Annotated in this window: 15 protein-coding genes; 8 read left to right on the plus strand and 7 right to left on the minus strand. The window is 67.0% G+C overall.

The features are described from left to right. Nucleotide 1: 1 nt before the first annotated feature. The 4 genes from biuH to PYV55_RS10775 are packed head-to-tail and all read right to left on the minus strand — an operon-like array spanning nt 2 to nt 3,933. Complete coding sequence (gene biuH, locus PYV55_RS10760) at nt 2–685, minus strand: biuret amidohydrolase (RefSeq protein WP_275850947.1); 684 nt, start codon at nt 683–685, stop codon at nt 2–4. 27 nt (nt 686–712) lie between these two features. Further along, the gene (locus PYV55_RS10765) at nt 713–1,633 is read right to left on the minus strand and encodes an ABC transporter permease (protein WP_275850950.1); all 921 of its coding nucleotides are present in this window, start codon (nt 1,631–1,633) and stop codon (nt 713–715) included. Beyond that, nucleotides 1,630–2,772 (minus strand): ABC transporter permease, encoded by a 1,143-nt coding sequence (locus PYV55_RS10770; RefSeq protein WP_275850953.1) that lies wholly within the window; start codon nt 2,770–2,772, stop codon nt 1,630–1,632. Before PYV55_RS10770 ends, PYV55_RS10765 begins: the two co-directional genes overlap by 4 nt. A 39-nt stretch (nt 2,773–2,811) precedes the next feature. Next, nucleotides 2,812–3,933, minus strand: a complete 1,122-nt coding sequence (locus PYV55_RS10775) for a BMP family ABC transporter substrate-binding protein (RefSeq protein ID WP_407066791.1) — start codon at nt 3,931–3,933, stop codon at nt 2,812–2,814. A gap of 380 nt (nt 3,934–4,313) precedes the next feature. On the opposite strand from PYV55_RS10775, the gene PYV55_RS10780 reads away from it, so the two are divergent. The 3 genes from PYV55_RS10780 (at nt 4,314) to draG (ending at nt 6,776) form a co-directional block, all read left to right on the plus strand. Continuing rightward, nucleotides 4,314–4,826 (plus strand): group II truncated hemoglobin, encoded by a 513-nt coding sequence (locus PYV55_RS10780; protein ID WP_345803594.1) that lies wholly within the window; start codon nt 4,314–4,316, stop codon nt 4,824–4,826. Between the two features lie 173 nt (nt 4,827–4,999). Further along, nucleotides 5,000–5,830: an NAD(+)--dinitrogen-reductase ADP-D-ribosyltransferase gene (locus PYV55_RS10785; RefSeq protein ID WP_275850955.1), complete on the plus strand. Its 831-nt coding sequence runs from the start codon at nt 5,000–5,002 to the stop codon at nt 5,828–5,830. Further along, nucleotides 5,823–6,776, plus strand: coding sequence for an ADP-ribosyl-[dinitrogen reductase] hydrolase (draG, locus tag PYV55_RS10790; RefSeq protein ID WP_275850957.1), 954 nt, complete (start codon nt 5,823–5,825; stop codon nt 6,774–6,776). Before PYV55_RS10785 ends, draG begins: the two co-directional genes overlap by 8 nt. A gap of 89 nt (nt 6,777–6,865) precedes the next feature. Here the strand turns inward: draG and groL are convergent, their stop codons facing one another. The 3 genes from groL to PYV55_RS10805 form a co-directional block, all read right to left on the minus strand. Beyond that, nucleotides 6,866–8,509: a chaperonin GroEL gene (gene groL, locus PYV55_RS10795; RefSeq protein WP_275850959.1), complete on the minus strand. Its 1,644-nt coding sequence runs from the start codon at nt 8,507–8,509 to the stop codon at nt 6,866–6,868. A 52-nt stretch (nt 8,510–8,561) separates the two neighbouring features. After that, on the minus strand, nt 8,562–8,852 hold the full coding sequence (gene groES, locus PYV55_RS10800) for a co-chaperone GroES (RefSeq protein ID WP_144733678.1): 291 nt from the start codon (nt 8,850–8,852) through the stop codon (nt 8,562–8,564). 269 nt (nt 8,853–9,121) lie between these two features. Next, entirely contained in the window at nt 9,122–9,793 is a 672-nt protein-coding gene (locus PYV55_RS10805) for a TetR/AcrR family transcriptional regulator (protein WP_407066792.1), read from the minus strand. 163 nt (nt 9,794–9,956) lie between these two features. Here PYV55_RS10805 and PYV55_RS10810 point away from each other — a divergent pair, with 163 nt between their 5' ends. From PYV55_RS10810 to PYV55_RS10830, 5 genes are all read left to right on the plus strand, one after another. Then, nucleotides 9,957–11,327, plus strand: coding sequence for an NAD(P)-dependent oxidoreductase (locus PYV55_RS10810; protein ID WP_275850965.1), 1,371 nt, complete (start codon nt 9,957–9,959; stop codon nt 11,325–11,327). A 124-nt stretch (nt 11,328–11,451) separates the two neighbouring features. After that, nucleotides 11,452–12,759 (plus strand): NAD-dependent dihydropyrimidine dehydrogenase subunit PreA, encoded by a 1,308-nt coding sequence (preA, locus tag PYV55_RS10815; RefSeq protein ID WP_275850967.1) that lies wholly within the window; start codon nt 11,452–11,454, stop codon nt 12,757–12,759. A gap of 89 nt (nt 12,760–12,848) precedes the next feature. Further along, on the plus strand, nt 12,849–14,306 hold the full coding sequence (locus PYV55_RS10820; RefSeq protein WP_275850970.1) for an NCS1 family nucleobase:cation symporter-1: 1,458 nt from the start codon (nt 12,849–12,851) through the stop codon (nt 14,304–14,306). A gap of 101 nt (nt 14,307–14,407) precedes the next feature. After that, on the plus strand, nt 14,408–15,868 hold the full coding sequence (gene hydA, locus PYV55_RS10825) for a dihydropyrimidinase (RefSeq protein WP_275850971.1): 1,461 nt from the start codon (nt 14,408–14,410) through the stop codon (nt 15,866–15,868). Between the two features lie 102 nt (nt 15,869–15,970). Beyond that, entirely contained in the window at nt 15,971–17,224 is a 1,254-nt protein-coding gene (locus PYV55_RS10830) for a Zn-dependent hydrolase (RefSeq protein ID WP_275850973.1), read from the plus strand. Nucleotides 17,225–17,566 lie beyond the last annotated feature (342 nt).

A 17,566-nucleotide genomic window follows, 5' to 3' on the forward strand; every position in this document is an offset into this window, starting at 1 on the left:
TTCAGAAGGTGCGCAGCAGTTCGAGCAGCGCGCTGGAATCGGCCACCGCCCCGAACACGCCGCCCTGCATCTTGATCATCTGGAAGGCGGCGGCGTGGTTGCTGGGGTCGGTGGCACCGGTGCAGTCGGTCAGCATCACGCATTCGAAGCCGCGGTCGTTGGCCTCGCGCATGGTGGTGTGCACGCAGACATCGGTGGTGATGCCGGTGAGGATCAGGTTCTCGATGCCACGCACGCGCAGGATCAGTTCCAGGTCGGTGGCGCAGAAGCTGCCCTTGCCCGGCTTGTCGATGATCGGTTCGCCGGCGATGGGATAGAGCTCGGGGATGATGTCCCAGCCGGGTTCGCCACGCACCAGGATGCGGCCGCAGGGTCCCATGTCGCCGATGCCCGCGCCGATCTGCTGCGAGCGCCAGCGCTTGTTGGCCGGCAGGTCGGACAGGTCCGGTCGGTGGCCTTCACGGGTGTGGATGACGTGCAAGCCCACGCGGCGGGCTTCGGCCAGCAGGCGCTTGAGCGGCTCGATCGGCGCGCGGGTGAGCGAGAGGTCGTAGCCCATTGTGTCCACATAGCCGCCCACGCCGCAGAAGTCGGTCTGCATGTCGATGATCACCAGCGCGGTATTGGCGGGCCGCAGGTCGCCGTTGTAGGGCCAGGCGTAGGGGGTGGAGGCAAGGGTGGGCATGAGGGGCTCCGGGAAGGACATGGCGGATCAGCGCGAGACGGCCAGTTCGACCGGCGCGCCCTTGAGCGAGCGCCGGGGCGAACAGGTGAGCACCAGGATCAGCAGCGTCAGTGCGTAGGGCACGGCGTTGAACAGGTAGTAGCCGCTGGTGACTCCCACCGATTGCAGGGCCGGGCCCAGGGCGCCTGCGCCGCCGAACAGCAGCGCTGCGCCCAGGCAGCGCCAGGGGCTCCAGCGGGCAAAGATGACCAGCGCCACCGCGATCAGGCCCTGGCCGCTGGACAGGCCTTCGTTCCAGCTGCCGGGGTAGTAGAGCGAGAGCGAGGCCCCGCCCAGGCCAGCGATGAAGCCGCCGGCCGCGGTGGCGGCGACGCGCACTGCGCTGACCGAGTAACCCAGCGCGCGGGCCGCGTCGCTGGAGTCGCCCGCCATGCGCACCACCAGGCCCCAGCGGGTGCGGGTGAAGCCCCAGGCCATCAGCCCGGCCAGCAGCACGCCCAGCGGAAAGAGCGCGTTGACGGACAGGGCAGTCTGCACCTGCGGCGAGGCACTCCAGGCACCCAGCGCCAGCGAGGGAATCTGCGGCGCCTGCGGCTGGATCAGCGGCTTGCCGAAGTAGAAGGCCAGGCCGGTGCCCAGCAGCATCAGTGCGATGCCCGTGGCAATGTCCGACACCCGGGGCAGCGAGCACAGCAGGCCGTGCAGCGTGGCCAGCAGCGCTCCGCTGGCGCCCGCGGTCAGCACGCCCAGCCAGACGTTGCCGCTGAGGTAGGCTCCGCCGAAGCCAGCCATGGCCGAGAGCACCAGCACGCCTTCCAGGCCCAGGTTGATGCGGCCGGATTTTTCGGTCAGGCACTCGCCCAGGCTGACGAACAGAAAGGGCGTGCCCACGCGGACGGCGCCGCCCAGCACGGCCAGCAGCAGGGTGGTCCAGGCGTCGGCGTTCATGGCGTGGTCTCCTTCAGGGCCGGGGCGGCCGGCAGGGGTTTGGGCAGGGTGGGGGACAGGGCCCCGGCCAGGCCGGCGGCGATGCGGCCGCGCAGCGCCTCGGCGGCCAGAATCAGCACGAAGGCAAAGCCCTGCAGCACCAGCACCGAGGCGTCGGGCAGGTCCAGCCGGCGCTGCAGCAGGCTGCCCGCGGCGCCGAAGCCGCCGAACAGCACGGCCACCGGCGGAATGGCCCAGGGGTTCTGGCGGGCCACGAAGGCCACCAGGATGCCGGTGTAGCCCAGGCCCGAGAGCACTGAGGCATTGGCCGCGCCCTGCACGGCTGCCACCTCCACCGCCCCGGCCAGCCCGGCGCAGGCGCCGCCTGCGGCACAGGCCACCAGGATCAGCCGGTGGCTGGGCAGGCCCACCAGCCGGGCCGCCTTGGCGTTGCCGCCCACCACCCGCACGGCAAAGCCGTGGGTGGTGAAGCTCAGCCACAGGCCGGCGAGCACGCAAAGCACGGCGCCGATCACCAGCCCCCAGTGCACATCGCCCAGCCAACTGTCGAAGGCCGCCTTGCCCATGATGGGGCCGATGCGCAGCGCGTCGGCCAGTGGCTGGGTGGAGGGCTTGTTGAGGCTGGCCGGGTCGCGCAGCGGGCCTTCGACCAGGTGCTTGAACGCCGCGATGGCGATGTAGCTCAGCAGCAGGCTGGAGATGGTCTCGTTGACCCCGCGGTACTGGCGCAGTGCGCCAGCCAGCGCCACCCAGGCGGCCCCGGCGGCGGCACCCGCGGCCAGCACCATCGCGACGCCCAGGGCGTTGGCCAGTGGGGTGAACACATAGGGCAGGCTGGCGCAGCCCAGCGCCCCCAGAGCCAGGGCGCCCTCACCACCGATGACGATGAGCCCGGCCTGGGCCGGCAGGGCCACGGCCAGGGCGGTGAGCATCAGTGGCGCGGCCCGCAGCAGGGTGTTCTGCCAGGAGAAAGCCGAGCCGAAGGCGCCCTCGTAGAGCAGCTGCCAGGTGTCCACCGGGCTGGTGCCGCCCAGCCAGACGAAGCCGCCGAACAGCAGCAGCGCGCCGGCCAGGGCCAGCACGGGCAGGAGCAGGTTTTCGGCAGCGACGTGCCAGGGCCGGGGGGCAGCAGCAGGCATGGCGTTCTCCGTGGCGTCTTCAGGGATGGGGCGGGGGCGTCAGACCTTGCCGATGACGCCGGCCACCAGGTAGTTCATGCCTTCCAGGGCCACGTCGGTCTGCTTGTGCACCGTGCCCTTGGGGATCACGACCTTGCCGGTGTTGTCCTTGAGTTCGCCCTTGAAGATGTCGAACGTGCCCTTCATCATCGCGGCGCGGATGCTCTCGGCCTGCTTGCGGGCTGCCTCCGGCACCATGCCACCGTAGGGCGAGGACTTCACGAAGCCTTCCTTCAGGCCGCCGCGCACGAAGTTCGGGTGGGGCTGGCCGTTCTTGGCAGCTTCGACGATCTGCTTGTAGGGCGTGACCCAGTTCCATTCGGCGCCGGTCAGGTAGGCCTGGGGTGCCAGCTTGGCCTGTGAGGCGTGGTAGCCGCAGACGAACTTGCCGCGCTTGGCCGCGGTCTCGACGATCACCTTGGGGCCGTCCACGTGCATGGTGAACACGTCCACGCCCTGGTCGGCCAGGCTGTTGGTGGCCTCGGCCTCCTTCACGGGCATGGACCAGTCGCCGGTAAAGATCACCGCGCAGCTGATGTCCGGGTGCACGGACTGCGCGCCCAGCGTAAAGGCGTTGATGTTGCGCAGCACCTGCGGGATGGGCTTGGCCGCCACGAAGCCGAGCTTCTTGCTCTTGCTCATGTGGCCCGCGATCACGCCGTTGAGGTACTGGGCCTCATCGATGTAGCCGAAGAAGCTGCCCACGTTCTTTGGGTGCTTGCCCTCGGTCCACAGGCCGCCGCAGTGGGCGAAGCGGATGTCCGGAAACTTGGCGGCCATGGCCAGCACATGCGGGTCGAAGTAGCCGAAGGAGGTGGGGAACAGCAGCTTGGCGCCGTCTTGCACGATCATGCCCTGCATGGTTTTCTGCACCGCGGTGGTCTCGGGGACGTTTTCTTCTTCCACCACCTTGATGCCGGGCCAAGTCTTGACCACGGCGGCTGCTTCGGCATGGGCCTGGTTGTAGCCGTAGTCGTCCTTCGCGCCTACATAAATGAAACCCACGGTGAGCGGGCTCGCTGCTTGACCCCAAGGGGTCCAGCCTCCAGCGGCCATGCCGAGGCCAAGCATTCCTGTCTGTTTGAGCCAATTTCGGCGTTTCCATTGCAGTTCTTCGGACATCGTGTCGCTCCTGTTCAAAAAATGGCGGATGGGAGAACCTGCAAACGTCCGCTTTTGGGGATGTTCTGAGGTTCTAACTTGTATACAAGCAATTAATGGGCCAGACTTGACGAGGGCAGAAAGTTGGTTTTCCAGGCAGAAAACGCATCTTTCGTGCTGCGGGATGCAGTCTTGCGTGCCACATTGGGGAAATTGCGCAGCCCCCTGTGCACCGTGCCTGTGCGCAGCTAGGGCGCGTCGCGTTTGTACGCAAGCCGACAAAATACGTTGGGGCGCGACGATGCCTGCATGGTTTTGGTCCGCAAAGCGCGGTTTTGTCGCGCAAAACGGCGCCCTGTGGCCCTGGCGTGGCTGGTACGGCAGTTGCGTCTGCAGGGCCCATGCACGCCCCTACCGTTCCCGTTCCTGCTTCCCCCGCTGCACCGCAGAACCCGCACTACGCCCGTCTGGGCGGTCAGGAGCAGGTCGTGCGCCTGGTGGATGCGTTTTACCGTGCCATGGACCGCCTGCCCGAGGCGGCCACGATACGGGCCATGCACGCTGCAGACTTGCGCGCCACCAAGGCAGTGCTGGTGCAGTACCTCAGCGAATGGCTGGGCGGGCCCAGGCTCTACACGCCTGCACGCGGTGCTCCCATGCTGCGGCGGCGCCATCAGCCCTTCGACATCGACGCCGCCGCGCGCGATGCCTGGATGCTTTGCATGCGCACGGCGCTGGCCGAAGTGTGTGCCGACGCGGACTTGCGCAGCGACCTCGAAGCCGCTTTTTACAAAGTGGCCGACTTCATCCGCAATACCGAAGAGGGCGGGCAGGAGCGCGCGCATCCGGGGCGCCCGCGCGAGGTGCAGCCTGGCGTGGTGGCGCAGCCGCACAGTTCCCGCGCGGGCCACTGAGAGGCTGAGAATTTTTCGTCCATGGCCGCCTTGCACACCCAAACACCCCCGCTCGTCGTTGCAAATGCTCGCCATCGCCCGAGCTATGGCTGCGCTTTGCACCGCTATCGGTGGCGTTTTGATGCGCCTTTCGGCCGCGGCCGAAAAACTCTCAGCCTCTGAGGGAGCGCCTTTTGCGCCCTGACCATGCCGAGCATCCGCACACCTGGTACACGACCAATCTCGTGGGCGTGCCGGCGCAGCTGCTGGGCAGCACGGCGTTCAATGACCATCCCACGCCCTTGCACATCGGCGGCACGCGGCAGGCGCATGCGGGGCTCTTTGCCTTGTTGGCAACCAGTGGCAGCCCAGAGGAAGCCAGCGAGATGTTCGTCCATTACCTGAGCCTGGCCTTTGGCCTGGAGCCCGCCAAAGACCCGGCCTCGCCAGCCGAGGCGCGGCGCTGGCGCGCCAGCTACGTCAAGCTCCTGCAAAGCTGGGGCATAGACAGCAGCGGGCAGGCCGGGGCCGTGCTCAAGGGCTGGGTCGAGAGCCGTTTCGGCCTGGTGCCGTGCTTTCATGGCGAGCGGCTCGAGCACTTTCCTTCGTCCGCCTGGATCAAATACCTCGAAGAAAAGGCCTCGAGCCGCTTCCACAACAACTGCATTTTTCAGCAGCTCGACCTGCTCTACGAATTCTGTCAGTGGGCGCTGCAGCGCTTTGAGCCCTTTGGCGCGGTGCGGCAGGTGCCCTTGTGGCGCGGCATCACGCGCTGCGAGGAGCAGATCGTGGCCGGCACGCTGGGCCCGGGCAAGCGCCTGCTTACCGTGCAGCTGAACAATCTGGTGAGCTTCGCCCAGCGTGCCGACCAGGCCGAATGCTTTGGCGACTGGCTGCTGCATGTGCGCGTGCCGCTGGCCAAGCTGCTGTTTTACCCGGGCCTGCTGCACAAGGTGCTGCTTCACGGCGAGGGCGAAGTGCTGGCCCTGGGCGGGCTCTACAAAGTGGAGGCGCGCCATGCCTGAAAGCGCGCCCCTGCAGTCACCGAACCCCTTGGCCGCATGCAGCCGCGCGCAGCTCTTCGACCGTGCGCTCGGGGCCTATCTTGGGCTGGCGATAGGTGATGCGCTGGGCGCGACCGTCGAGTTCATGACGCCGCGCGAAATCCGGCACCAGTATGGCGTGCACCGCGACATGATCGGCGGCGGCTGGCTGCGCCTCAAACCCGGACAGGTCACCGACGACACGACCATGAGCCTGGCGCTGGGCGATGCCCTGCTGCAAGGCCAGCAGCAGGGGCGGCCGTTCGACACGGGGCTGATGGCCGAGGCTTTCGTGCGCTGGTGGCGCGGCAAGCCCGTGGATTGCGGCAACACCTGCCGCCGCGGCATCATGCGCTACCTGGCCGACGGCAGCCTGCAAGGCCCGCCGCAGCCCGGCGACGGCGGCAACGGTGCGCTGATGCGCAACCTGCCGGTGGCGCTGGCCACGCTCGGGCGGCCAGAATGCCTGGCTCCGGTCTCGATTGCACAGGCGCACATCACCCACCACCACCCTTTGTCGGATGCGGCCACGGTGGCTTTCGGGCAGATGCTGCACGCGCTGCTGCGCGCGCCAGCGCCGCCGCAGGCGCTGGCGGCGTGCAGGGCGATCGCGGACGATTTGGTTGGGCACTTTCCCAAGTTTCGCTACCAACCCTACCCCGGCCGTGCGACGGGCTACGTGGTCGATACCGTGCAGACCGTGCTGCACCATTTTTTGGCGACGCCCGACTTCGAGGCCGCCGTGGTGGGCACGGTCAACGAGGGTGAGGACGCGGACACCACCGGCGCGCTGGCCGGCATGCTTGCAGGCGCGCTGTGCGGCGCCCAGGCCCTGCCGCAGCGCTGGCTGGGTCGGTTGGAGCGCAGCACGCGCATGGCCATCACCGAGCAGACCAGCGCGCTGCTGGCGCTGGCACTCGGGGCGTAAAAACACGGGAACGAAAACACGGAAAACCAAAACACAAAAGGCCGCTTGCGCGGCCCTTTGTGCAGGATTGCTGGAGCTTCAGCCAGGCATTACATGCCCATGCCGCCCATGCCACCCATGTCGGGCATGCCGCCGCCGACTGCAGGAGCGTCGTCCTTCGGCGTTTCGGCAACCATGCACTCGGTGGTCAGCATCAGGCCGGCCACGGAGGCGGCGTTTTGCAGCGCGGTGCGCGTGACCTTGGTCGGGTCCAGGATACCCATTTCGATCATGTCGCCATAGGTGTCGTTGGCGGCGTTGAAGCCGAAGTTGCCCTGGCCTTCGAGCACGCGGTTGATCACCACCGAAGGCTCGCCACCAGCGTTGGCCACGATTTCGCGCAGCGGCGCTTCGATGGCCTTGAGCACCAGCTTGATGCCGGCGTCCTGGTCATGGTTGTCGCCCTTGAGCTCGCCCACAGTCTGGCGCGCGCGCAGCAGGGCCACGCCACCACCGGCCACGATGCCTTCTTCGACGGCTGCACGGGTGGCGTGCAGGGCGTCTTCGACGCGGGCCTTCTTCTCTTTCATTTCGACTTCGGTCGCAGCGCCGACCTTGATCACGGCCACACCGCCGGCGAGCTTGGCCACGCGCTCTTGCAGCTTCTCGCGGTCGTAGTCAGAGGTGGCTTCCTCGATCTGCACGCGGATCTGCTTGACGCGCGCTTCGATGTCGGCAGCGGCACCGGCGCCGTCGATGATGATGGTGTTTTCCTTGCCCACTTCGATGCGCTTGGCCTGGCCCAGGTCGGCCAGCGTGGTCTTTTCGAGCACCAGGCCGACTTCTTCGGCGATGACCTTGCCGCCCGTGAGGATGGCGATGTCTTCGAGCATGGCCTTGCGGCGGTCACCAAAGCCCGGAGCCTTGCAGGCCACGACCTTGAGGATGCCGCGGATGGTGTTGACCACCAGCGTGGCCAGGGCTTCGCCCTCGACGTCCTCGGCGATGATCAGCAGCGGGCGGCCGGCCTTGGCCACTTGCTCGAGCACGGGCAGCAGGTCGCGGATGTTGCTGATCTTCTTGTCGAACAGCAGCACGAAGGGGTTTTCGAGGATGGCGGCCTGCTTCTCGGGGTTGTTGATGAAGTAGGGCGACAGGTAGCCGCGGTCGAACTGCATGCCTTCCACGACGTCGAGCTCGTTTTGCAGCGACTTGCCGTCTTCGACGGTGATCACGCCTTCCTTGCCGACCTTGTCCATGGCATCAGCGATGATCTGGCCGATGGAGCTGTCGCTGTTGGCCGAGATCGAGCCAACCTGGGCGATTTCCTTGGACGTGGTGGTGGGCTTGGAAGCCTTCTTCAGCTGGGCGATCAGGGCTTCGACAGCCTTGTCGATGCCGCGCTTCAAGTCCATAGGGTTCATGCCGGCGGCCACGTACTTCATGCCTTCGCGCACGACGGCCTGGGCCAGCACGGTAGCGGTGGTGGTGCCGTCACCGGCGTTGTCGCTGGTCTTGGAAGCGACTTCCTTGACCATTTGCGCGCCCATGTTCTGCAGCTTGTCCTTGAGCTCGATTTCCTTGGCCACGGACACACCGTCCTTGGTCACGGTGGGGGCGCCGAAGGAGCGCTCGAGCACCACGTTGCGGCCCTTGGGGCCCAAGGTCACCTTGACGGCGTTGGCGAGGATGTTCACGCCTTCGACCATGCGGTGACGTGCATCAGCACCGAAAACTACGTCTTTTGCAGCCATTTGGATTCTCCGTATTCAAAAAATCAGGGGTTTGTCGAACGGGTGACGGGGCTTACTTTTCGACCACGGCGAAAAGATCGTCTTCCTTCATGACCAGCAATTCGTCGCCATCGACCTTCACGGTCTGGCCCGAATACTTGCCGAACAGGACGCGGTCGCCAACCTTGACGCTCATGGGGCTCAGCTCGCCCTTGTCGTTCTTCTTGCCAGGGCCTACGGCCAGCACTTCACCTTGATCGGGCTTTTCGGCGGCGTTGTCGGGAATGACGATGCCAGAGGCAGTCTTGGTTTCGCTCTCGATACGCTTGACGATCACGCGATCGTGCAGGGGGCGAAGTTTCATTGCATCTCTCCTGGTTTGCAAAAAATGGTGGGTGGATACATGACAAAGCGCCTGGCACAAAGACAGACGCTCGGTTTGCTCTCCACGGGCGTTAGCACTCACCCGTAGCGAGTGCCAATGATACGGGCGTTTGTTCGGGTTTCAAGGGGGATGGATGCAGATTTTTTGGGGCGAGCGCTGGCGGATGCGGCCTTGGGACGGCCAAAAATCTGAGCCAAACTGGCACTTTGCGCAGGTAATTCAAGCGCCTACAGCTCTCAAATCAGGAGTCATTCGGCCAGCCCCAGCGCGCCGAATACGAGGCGGCAGATCAGCGCTTCGGCGGCGGCGTAATCGGCTTCGGTCAGTGCTGGCCTGCCCAGCAATAGCGCGAACTGCGCCTCCTGCTCGGCGTAGGACTGCGTGAGTGCCCACAGCGCAAACATCAGGTGTGTGAAATCGACGCGCGCGATGCGGCCTTCGTCGGCCCAGCGCTCGAAGCGCTGCACCTCAGTTTGCAGCAGCGGCGCTACGCGCGCGCGGATCGCAGCAGTGTAGCGCGGCGCGCCTGCGATGATCTCCTTGGCGAACACCTTGACGCCGTTCGGGCGCGCGCGCGAGTAGCGCAGCTTGGCGCGGATGTAGTCGCGCAGCGCCTGCTGCGGGGCGTCGCTTTGCGCGAGGTCTTGCATGCCTGCGAGCCACTGGTCCAGCACCGCGTCGAGCACGCGCTGGTACAGCGCCTCCTTGCTCGGAAAGTAATAGAGCAGGTTGTGGCGGCTGATGCCGCAGGCGGCGGCGATGCCTTCGAGCGTCGCGCCCTCGAAGCCGAACTGCGCAAACTGGCACTCGGCCTCGGTGACGATGGCTTCTTCCTTGCGCCGGCGCGCGGCGCTCGGGCGGCGCATGGCTGCGGCGTCTTCTGGTTGGGCAGCTGGTGGGGGCGAAGAAGGTGCATGCATCGCACCATTGTGGGACAAGGCGCGCGGCCGAAGGCTGGCATGGCGTTTGCATTCATGGTTTTACCTGTTGGTAAATTTTTACTGTCAAGTAAATTGAAGTGCGCGGCTTTTGCGTGCTCCCTCTAATCTTTCGTTTGCCACCCATCCGTTGGAGGTTCTTCTGATGCCAACCCTTGCAAGCCGTGCCAGCGGTCTGTGCGCCGCGCGGCTCGCGCCGGCCGAATACGCCGTGCGTTTTTGCGATGCGCACCCGCCCCTCACGCGCGCGCAGGCGCTGATCGAGGCCGAGCGTTGCTACGACTGTTTCGACGCGCCCTGCACGCGCGCCTGTCCGACCGAGATCGACGTGCCGGCGTTCATCCAGCGCATCGCGCAGGACAACCTGCGCGGCGCGGCGCGCGCGATCCTGTCGGCGAATCCGCTGGGCGGCACCTGCGCGCGCGTGTGCCCGACCGAGGTACTGTGCGAGCAGGCTTGCGTGCGCAACGCCTTGCAGGAAAAGCCCGTGGAGATCGGCCGGCTGCAGCGCTACGCCACCGATGCGTACTTCACGGCGCAGCAGCAGCCGGACCATCCTTTGGGCGCGCCGCTGTTCGAGCGCGCCGCACCCACGGGCCGGCGCGTGGCCGTGGTCGGCGCCGGCCCTGCGGGGCTCGCGTGCGCGCACGGGCTCGCGCTGCGCGGCCACGAGGTGGTGCTGTTCGAGGCGCGGCCCAAGCCCGGTGGCCTCAATGAATACGGCCTTGCGCGCTACAAGGTCAGGAGCGAATTCGTGCAGGAGGAGGTGCGTTGGCTGCTGTCGGTGGGCGGCATCGAATTGCGCTGCGGGCAGCAGCTCGGGCGCGACTTCACGCTCGACGGGCTGCTCGCTGCTTACGACGCGGTGTTCCTGGGCCTGGGGCTGGCGGGCGTGAATGCACTGGGCATTGCCGAGCCGCAGGCGCAGGGCCTGCGCAACGCGGTGGACTTCATCGCCGAAATCCGCCAGGCGCAGGACCTGGCCAGCGTGCCCGTGGGGCGGCGCGTGCTTGTGCTCGGTGGTGGCATGACGGCGGTCGATGCGGCGGTGCAGGCGCGCATGCTCGGCGCCGAAGAGGTCAGCATCGTCTATCGCCGCGGGCCAGAGAGCATGCCCGCTTCGGCCGCGGAGCAGCAGTGGGCGCAGACGCAGGGCGTGCTGCTGCGCCACTGGGCCGCGCCCAAAGAGCTGCTGTGCGCCGACGGGCAGGTGCGCGGCCTGCGCTGCGCGGTCACGGCGCTGCAGGACGGGCGCCTCGTGGAGTCGGGCGAGACCTTCACGCTCGAAGCCGACATGGTGCTCAAGGCCATTGGCCAGAGCTACGTGCCCGAGCCCGCGGGCGCGGCCATCGCGCTGCAGGGCGGACGCATCGCCACCGACGCGCTGGGGCGCACCAGCGTGGCGCGCGTGTGGGCCGGCGGCGACTGCCGCGCGGGCGGGCGCGACCTCACCGTCGAGGCCGTGCAACACGGCAAGCTCGCGGCGCTTGCTATGCACCAGGCGCTGTGCGGCTGAGCCCCGCACGCGCTACCGCAACCCGCGTCAAACCACGGCACGCACGCCACCCACGCAACCACGGCAACCGCACAGACGCAAACGCAACCTGCACGCAACCCTTTTGCAGACCGGAGCAAATCCCATGGCAGACATCCGCAGCAATTTTCTGGGCATTCGCAGCCCCAACCCGTTCTGGCTGGCTTCGGCGCCGCCTACGGACAAAGAGGTCAACGTCACGCGCGCCTTCGAGGCCGGCTGGGGCGGTGTGGTCTGGAAGACCCTGGGCGAAGACCCGCCCGTGGTCAACGTCAACGGCCCGCGCTACGGCGCGTTGCATGGGCCCGACCGGCGCGTGCTCGGCTTCAACAACATCGAGCTCATCAGTGACCGGCCGCTGCGCACCAACCTCGAAGAAATCGCGCGCGTCAAGCGTGCCTGGCCCGACCGCGCGATGGTCGTCTCGCTCATGGTGCCGTGCGAGGAAGCGAGCTGGAAGCGCATCCTGCCCATGGTCGAGGACACGGGGGCGGACGGCGTGGAGCTCAACTTCGGCTGCCCGCACGGCATGAGCGAGCGCGGCATGGGCGCGGCCGTGGGCCAGGTGCCCGAATACATCGAGATGGTCACGGCCTGGTGCAAGCACTACAGCCGCCTGCCGGTGATCGTCAAGCTCACGCCCAACATCACCGACGTGCGTCACCCCGCGCGTGCGGCCAAGGCGGGCGGGGCCGACGCGGTGTCGCTCATCAACACCGTCAACTCCATCATCGGCGTCGATCTGGAGCGCATGGCGATCACGCCCCACACCGGCGGCTGGGGCTCGCACGGCGGCTACTGCGGCCCGGCCGTGAAGCCGATCGCGCTCAACATGGTGGCCGAGATCGCGCGCGACGCGCAGACCGCGGGCCTGCCCCTCAGCGGCATAGGCGGTGTGAGCACCTGGCGCGACGCGGCCGAGTTCATTGCGCTGGGCTGCGGCACGGTGCAGGTCTGCACGGCCGCGATGGTGTATGGCTTCAAGATCGTGCAAGACCTGTGCGACGGCCTGGCCAACTTCATGGACGCGCAGGGCTGGCGCACGCTCGACGACTTCCGCGGCCGCGCGCTGCCGAGCGTGAAGGACTGGAACCAGCTCGACCTCAACCACATCGACAAGGCCCGGATCGACCCTGCGCTGTGCATAGGCTGCGGGCGCTGCCACATCGCGTGTGAAGACACCTCGCACCAGGCCATCCGCGTGCGCGATGAAGAGGGCACGCGCCGCTTCGTGGTCGATGAGGCCGATTGCGTGGGCTGCAACCTGTGCGTGACCGTCTGCCCCGTGCCCGACTGCATCACGCTGCGCACGCTCGCGCCGGGAGAGGTCGATGCGCGCACGGGCCAGGTGGTCAGCGGCCGCTACGCCAACTGGACCACGCATCCGAACAATCCGCAGCGCGTGGCCGCGTGAGGACTGGTGGTGCAGATATTGCGTGCCCAAGCGTGCCTTTTGCGGCCATTCGCATCCTTTTTTCACTTTTCCATGACAGGAGTGCTCCTATGAACGATAGCAGCAGCGGCGCCATCCCCCTGGCGGGGCAAGAGCGCGGCGCATCCGGCGATGCGCTTGCCAACGAAGATTTGCTTCCCACCACGGCCGCGCAGCGCCATTGGGACTGGAAGGACTACGCTGCGCTGTGGGTGGGCATGGTGGTGTGCGTGCCCACGTACACCATGGCCAGCTCCATGCTGGACCAGGGCTTTACCTGGCAGATGGCGGTGTGGCTGGTGTTTCTTGCGAATTGCATCGTGCTCGTGCCCATGGTGCTGCTGGGGCGCGTGGGGCCGCGTTACGGCGTGCCGTTTCCCGTGCTCGCGCGGGCTTCGTTCGGCGTGAAGGGGGCCAATCTTCCCGCCGTGCTGCGCGGTCTCGTGGCCTGCGGCTGGTTTGCCATCAACTGCTACTTTGGTGCGCTGGCGCTGCACGGATTTTTGAACGTGCTAGGCATGAACCTCGCCGGCCCAGCGCCTGGGCAGACCATCAGCAGCTCGCAGTTCCTGTGCTTTCTGGCCTTCTGGGCGGTGCACATCTGGTTCATCTGGCGCGGGCCGGAGTCCATACGCAGGCTCGAAGTGGTCGCCGCTCCGCTGATGATCGTGGCTTCCGTCGTGCTCGTCGCGGTGCTGCTGGCGCGCGTGCCGGCGGCGCAGCTGTTCAACCTGCCCGCCAAAGTGGTGGAGGGCGGCCCCCGCACCTGGGGCGCGCTGACCGGGCTCGTGGGCTTCTGGGCCACGCTGGCGCTCAACATCCCGGACTTCACGCGCTTTGCCAAGTCGCAAAAAGACCAGGTGCTGGGCCAGGCCATAGGCTTGCCCATTCCCATGGCCTTGTTCTCCATGGTGGGCGTGATCGGGTTTTCGGCCTCGGCCATCCTCTACGGCAAGGCCGAACTGTTCCCCGACGGCCTGCTCACCAAAATGGGGCCCATCGCAGCGGGCTTGGGCCTGTTGGTGATCCTGCTGGCCAACTTGACCACCAACGTGGCCGCGAACCTGGTCTCGCCGTCCTACGACTTCAGCCAGATTGCGCCCGCCAAGATCAGTTTCCGCACGGGCGGCATCATCGCCGCGCTGCTCGGCCTGCTGTTCATGCCCTGGAAGCTGCTGGCCAGCTCGGGGAACTACCTTTTCACCTGGCTCGGTGGCTATGGCACCCTGCTGGGCGCGATTGCGGGCATTCTGCTGGCCGATTACTACCTCGTGCGCCGGGGACAGCTGCAAGTCGATGACCTGTACCGCCGCGGCGGCGCCTACGAGTACCGCAATGGTTGGAACCCGCAGGCGCTCGTGGCCTTCGTGCTCGGTGTGCTGCCCTGCCTGCCGGGCTACCTCGCGGTGTCGGGCGTGATCGACAAGGCCGGCATACCGGCGATCTGGCTCACGCTGTTCGATGCCGGCTGGTTTTTCAGCCTGGCCGTCGCGGGGGCGTACTACTACCTGACAGCGAAGAAGCCATGAGTCAAGGCGGTTTTGCCCGGCACAGCGGGCATGAAGCCCCGGTTTGCCCTGGCTCGATGAAGTAACGGAGAAGTAACGGAGAAGTAACGGAGACACAACCCATGACCCAAGCCCTTTTGATCCGCGGCGGCACCGTCGTGAACGCCGACCGCGCCGAGCGCGCCGACGTGCTGTGCGTCGCAGGCCGCATCGCCGCCGTGGGCGCGGGCGCGGCGGCACAGGCGCCCGCGGGCGCCGCCGTGCTCGACGCGAGCGGCCAGTACCTGCTGCCAGGCGGCATAGACCCGCACACGCACATGCAGCTGCCCTTCATGGGCGCGACGACCATGGACGACTTCTTCACGGGCACGGCCGCGGGCCTGGCCGGGGGCACGACGAGCATCATCGACTTCGTCATCCCCGACCCGCAAGAGCCCCTGCTCGACGCCTACCGCAAGTGGCGTGGCTGGGCCGCCAAGGCCGCGGCGGACTACGGCTTTCACGTCGCCGTCACGTGGTGGAGCGCGCAGGTGCACGCCGACATGGGCACGCTGGTGCAGCAAGAGGGCGTGAACAGCTTCAAGCACTTCATGGCCTACAAAAACGCCATCATGTGCGACGACGAAACCCTGGTGCACAGCTTTGCGCGCGCGCTCGAGCTCGGCGCCATGCCCACCGTGCACGCCGAAAACGGCGAGCTCGTCTTCCTGCTGCAGCAGCAACTGTTGCAGCGCGGCATCACGGGCCCCGAGGGGCACCCGCTGTCGCGCCCGCCCACCGTCGAGGCCGAGGCCGCGCAGCGCGCCATCGCGATCGCTGACGTGCTCGGCGTGCCGATCTACGTCGTGCACGTGAGCTGCGCCGAAAGCGCCGAAGCCATCGCCCGCGCGCGCGCCCGCGGCCAGCGCGTGTACGGCGAAGTGCTCGCGGGCCACCTGCTGATCGACGACAGCGTCTATCGCCACCCCGACTTCGCCACCGCCGCCGCGCACGTCATGAGCCCGCCGTTTCGCCCGCGTGGCCACCAGGAGGCGCTGTGGCGCGGCCTGCAGTCGGGCCAGCTGCACACCACCGCCACCGACCACTGCACTTTTTGCGCAGCGCAAAAGGCGCAGGGCCGCGAGGACTTCACGCGCATCCCCAACGGCACGGGCGGCATCGAAGAGCGCATGGCCGTGATCTGGGACGCGGGCGTGAACACCGGCCGCCTCACGCCCAGCGAATTCGTCGCCATCACCTCGGCCAACGCCGCGCGCCTGTTCAACATCTACCCGCGCAAAGGCTGCATCGCCGTGGGCGCGGACGCCGACCTCGTGCTCTGGGACCCTGAGGGCCACAAAACCCTCTCGGCGCGCACGCAGTTTTCCAAGGGCGACTTCAACATCTTCGAAGGCCGCAGCGTGCGCGGCATCCCCAGCCACACCATCAGCCAGGGCGAGATCGTCTATGCCCAGGGCGACTTGCGCGTCGAACCCGGCCGCGGGCGCTACGTGCCACGCCCCGCCTTCAGCCCCGACTTCCAGGCCCTGCAGCGCCGTGCCGAACTGCTGGCGCCCACGCCCGTGCAGCGCCAGAAAGTATGAAATCAATAGCAAAAATTTGGGTATGAAATAACCTTCTAGCGCTTGATGAATGAGCGCTGGAAGCTATGTTTTTTGAGTCAAATTCTGTCAAGGAACCAAGCCATGGATACCGCAGTCCAACCCCGCATCGCCCACCTGCGCGTGAACGGCGAGCGCCTGTGGGCCTCGCTCATGGAGCTCGCGCAGATCGGCGCCACGCCCAAGGGCGGCGTGTGCCGCCTCGCGCTCACCGAGCTCGACAAACAAGCGCGCGACCGCGTCATCGGCTGGGCGCGCGACGCCGGCCTGCAAGTGACCATAGACCAGATCGGCAACATCTTCATGCGCCGCGCGGGGCGCAACCCGGCGCTGCCGCCCATCATGACCGGCAGCCACATCGACACCCAGCCCACGGGCGGCAAGTTCGACGGCAACTACGGCGTGCTCGCGGGCCTCGAAGTGGTGCGCACGCTCAACGACCACGGCATAGAAACCGAGGCGCCGATCGAAGTCGCCGTCTGGACCAACGAAGAAGGCTCGCGCTTCGTGCCGGTGATGATGGGCTCGGGCGTGTTTGCGGGCGCCTTCACGCTCGAGCACGCCTACGCCGCCACCGACACCGAGGGCAAAAGCGTGCGCGCCGAGCTCGAACGCATAGGCTACATCGGCCCGCAGCGCCCCGGCGACCACCCCGTGGGCGCCTACTTCGAGGCGCACATCGAGCAAGGCCCCGTGCTCGAAGACCACGGCAAGACCATAGGCGTGGTCACGGGCGTGCTCGGTATCCGCTGGTACGACTGCACCGTCACCGGCATGGAGGCGCACGCCGGCCCCACGCCCATGGCGCTGCGCCGCGACGCACTGCAAGTGGCCACGCGCCTGATGCAGGAAGTGGTGGCCTGCGCGCAACGCCACCCGCCGCACGGCCGCGGCACCGTGGGCATGGTGCAGGTGCACCCCAACAGCCGCAACGTCATCCCCGGCCAGGTCAAGTTCAGCATAGACCTGCGCAACGCGAGCGACGCCGAGTGCGAGCGCATGGACGCCGACATCCGCGCCGCCGCCGCACGCCTCGCGGCCGAGACGGGCCTGGGCATAGACATTACCCTGGTGTCGAGCTACCCCGCGCAACCCTTCCACCCCGAATGCACCGCCGCCGTCGCGCGCGCCGCGCAGCAACTGGGCTACTCGCACATGCCCGCAGTCTCCGGCGCCGGCCACGACGCCGTGTACCTCGCCCGCCTCGCACCCGCGGGCATGGTTTTCATCCCCTGCAAAGACGGCATCAGCCACAACGAAATCGAATCCGCCACACCCGAGCACATCACCGCGGGGTGCAATGTGTTGCTGCATGCGATGCTGGAGCGGGCGGGGTGAGGGAGGTCAGGTTGACCGGATTGTTAGAGGGGTGCTGAGTCATTCCAGGGGCTGCAAAGAACTTGAACATAAGCACCGACTTCGGCCCTTGAACTCCAATTTTTGTGCCCTGGTTCGTTACACCATTCAGCAATGAGACGAAGCACCGCCGGAGAGTCTCGATCGCCACTTGGAGCAGTGATGCTGCCCACCAGACACCACTGCGTAGGAATTTCATCCATCGCCACGGAGCACCGTAACGTTTGAGCTGAGGGGCGCGCGCCGGCATGGCGCTTGGCCCGCGAGGCGGATGATGGACCACACCGCCTCGCGGGCCAAGTGCCATGCCGGAGCGCGTCCACT

Origin of the sequence: Extensimonas soli (assembly GCF_029211265.1) — a bacterium.
GTDB classification, from domain to species: domain Bacteria; phylum Pseudomonadota; class Gammaproteobacteria; order Burkholderiales; family Burkholderiaceae_C; genus Extensimonas; species Extensimonas soli.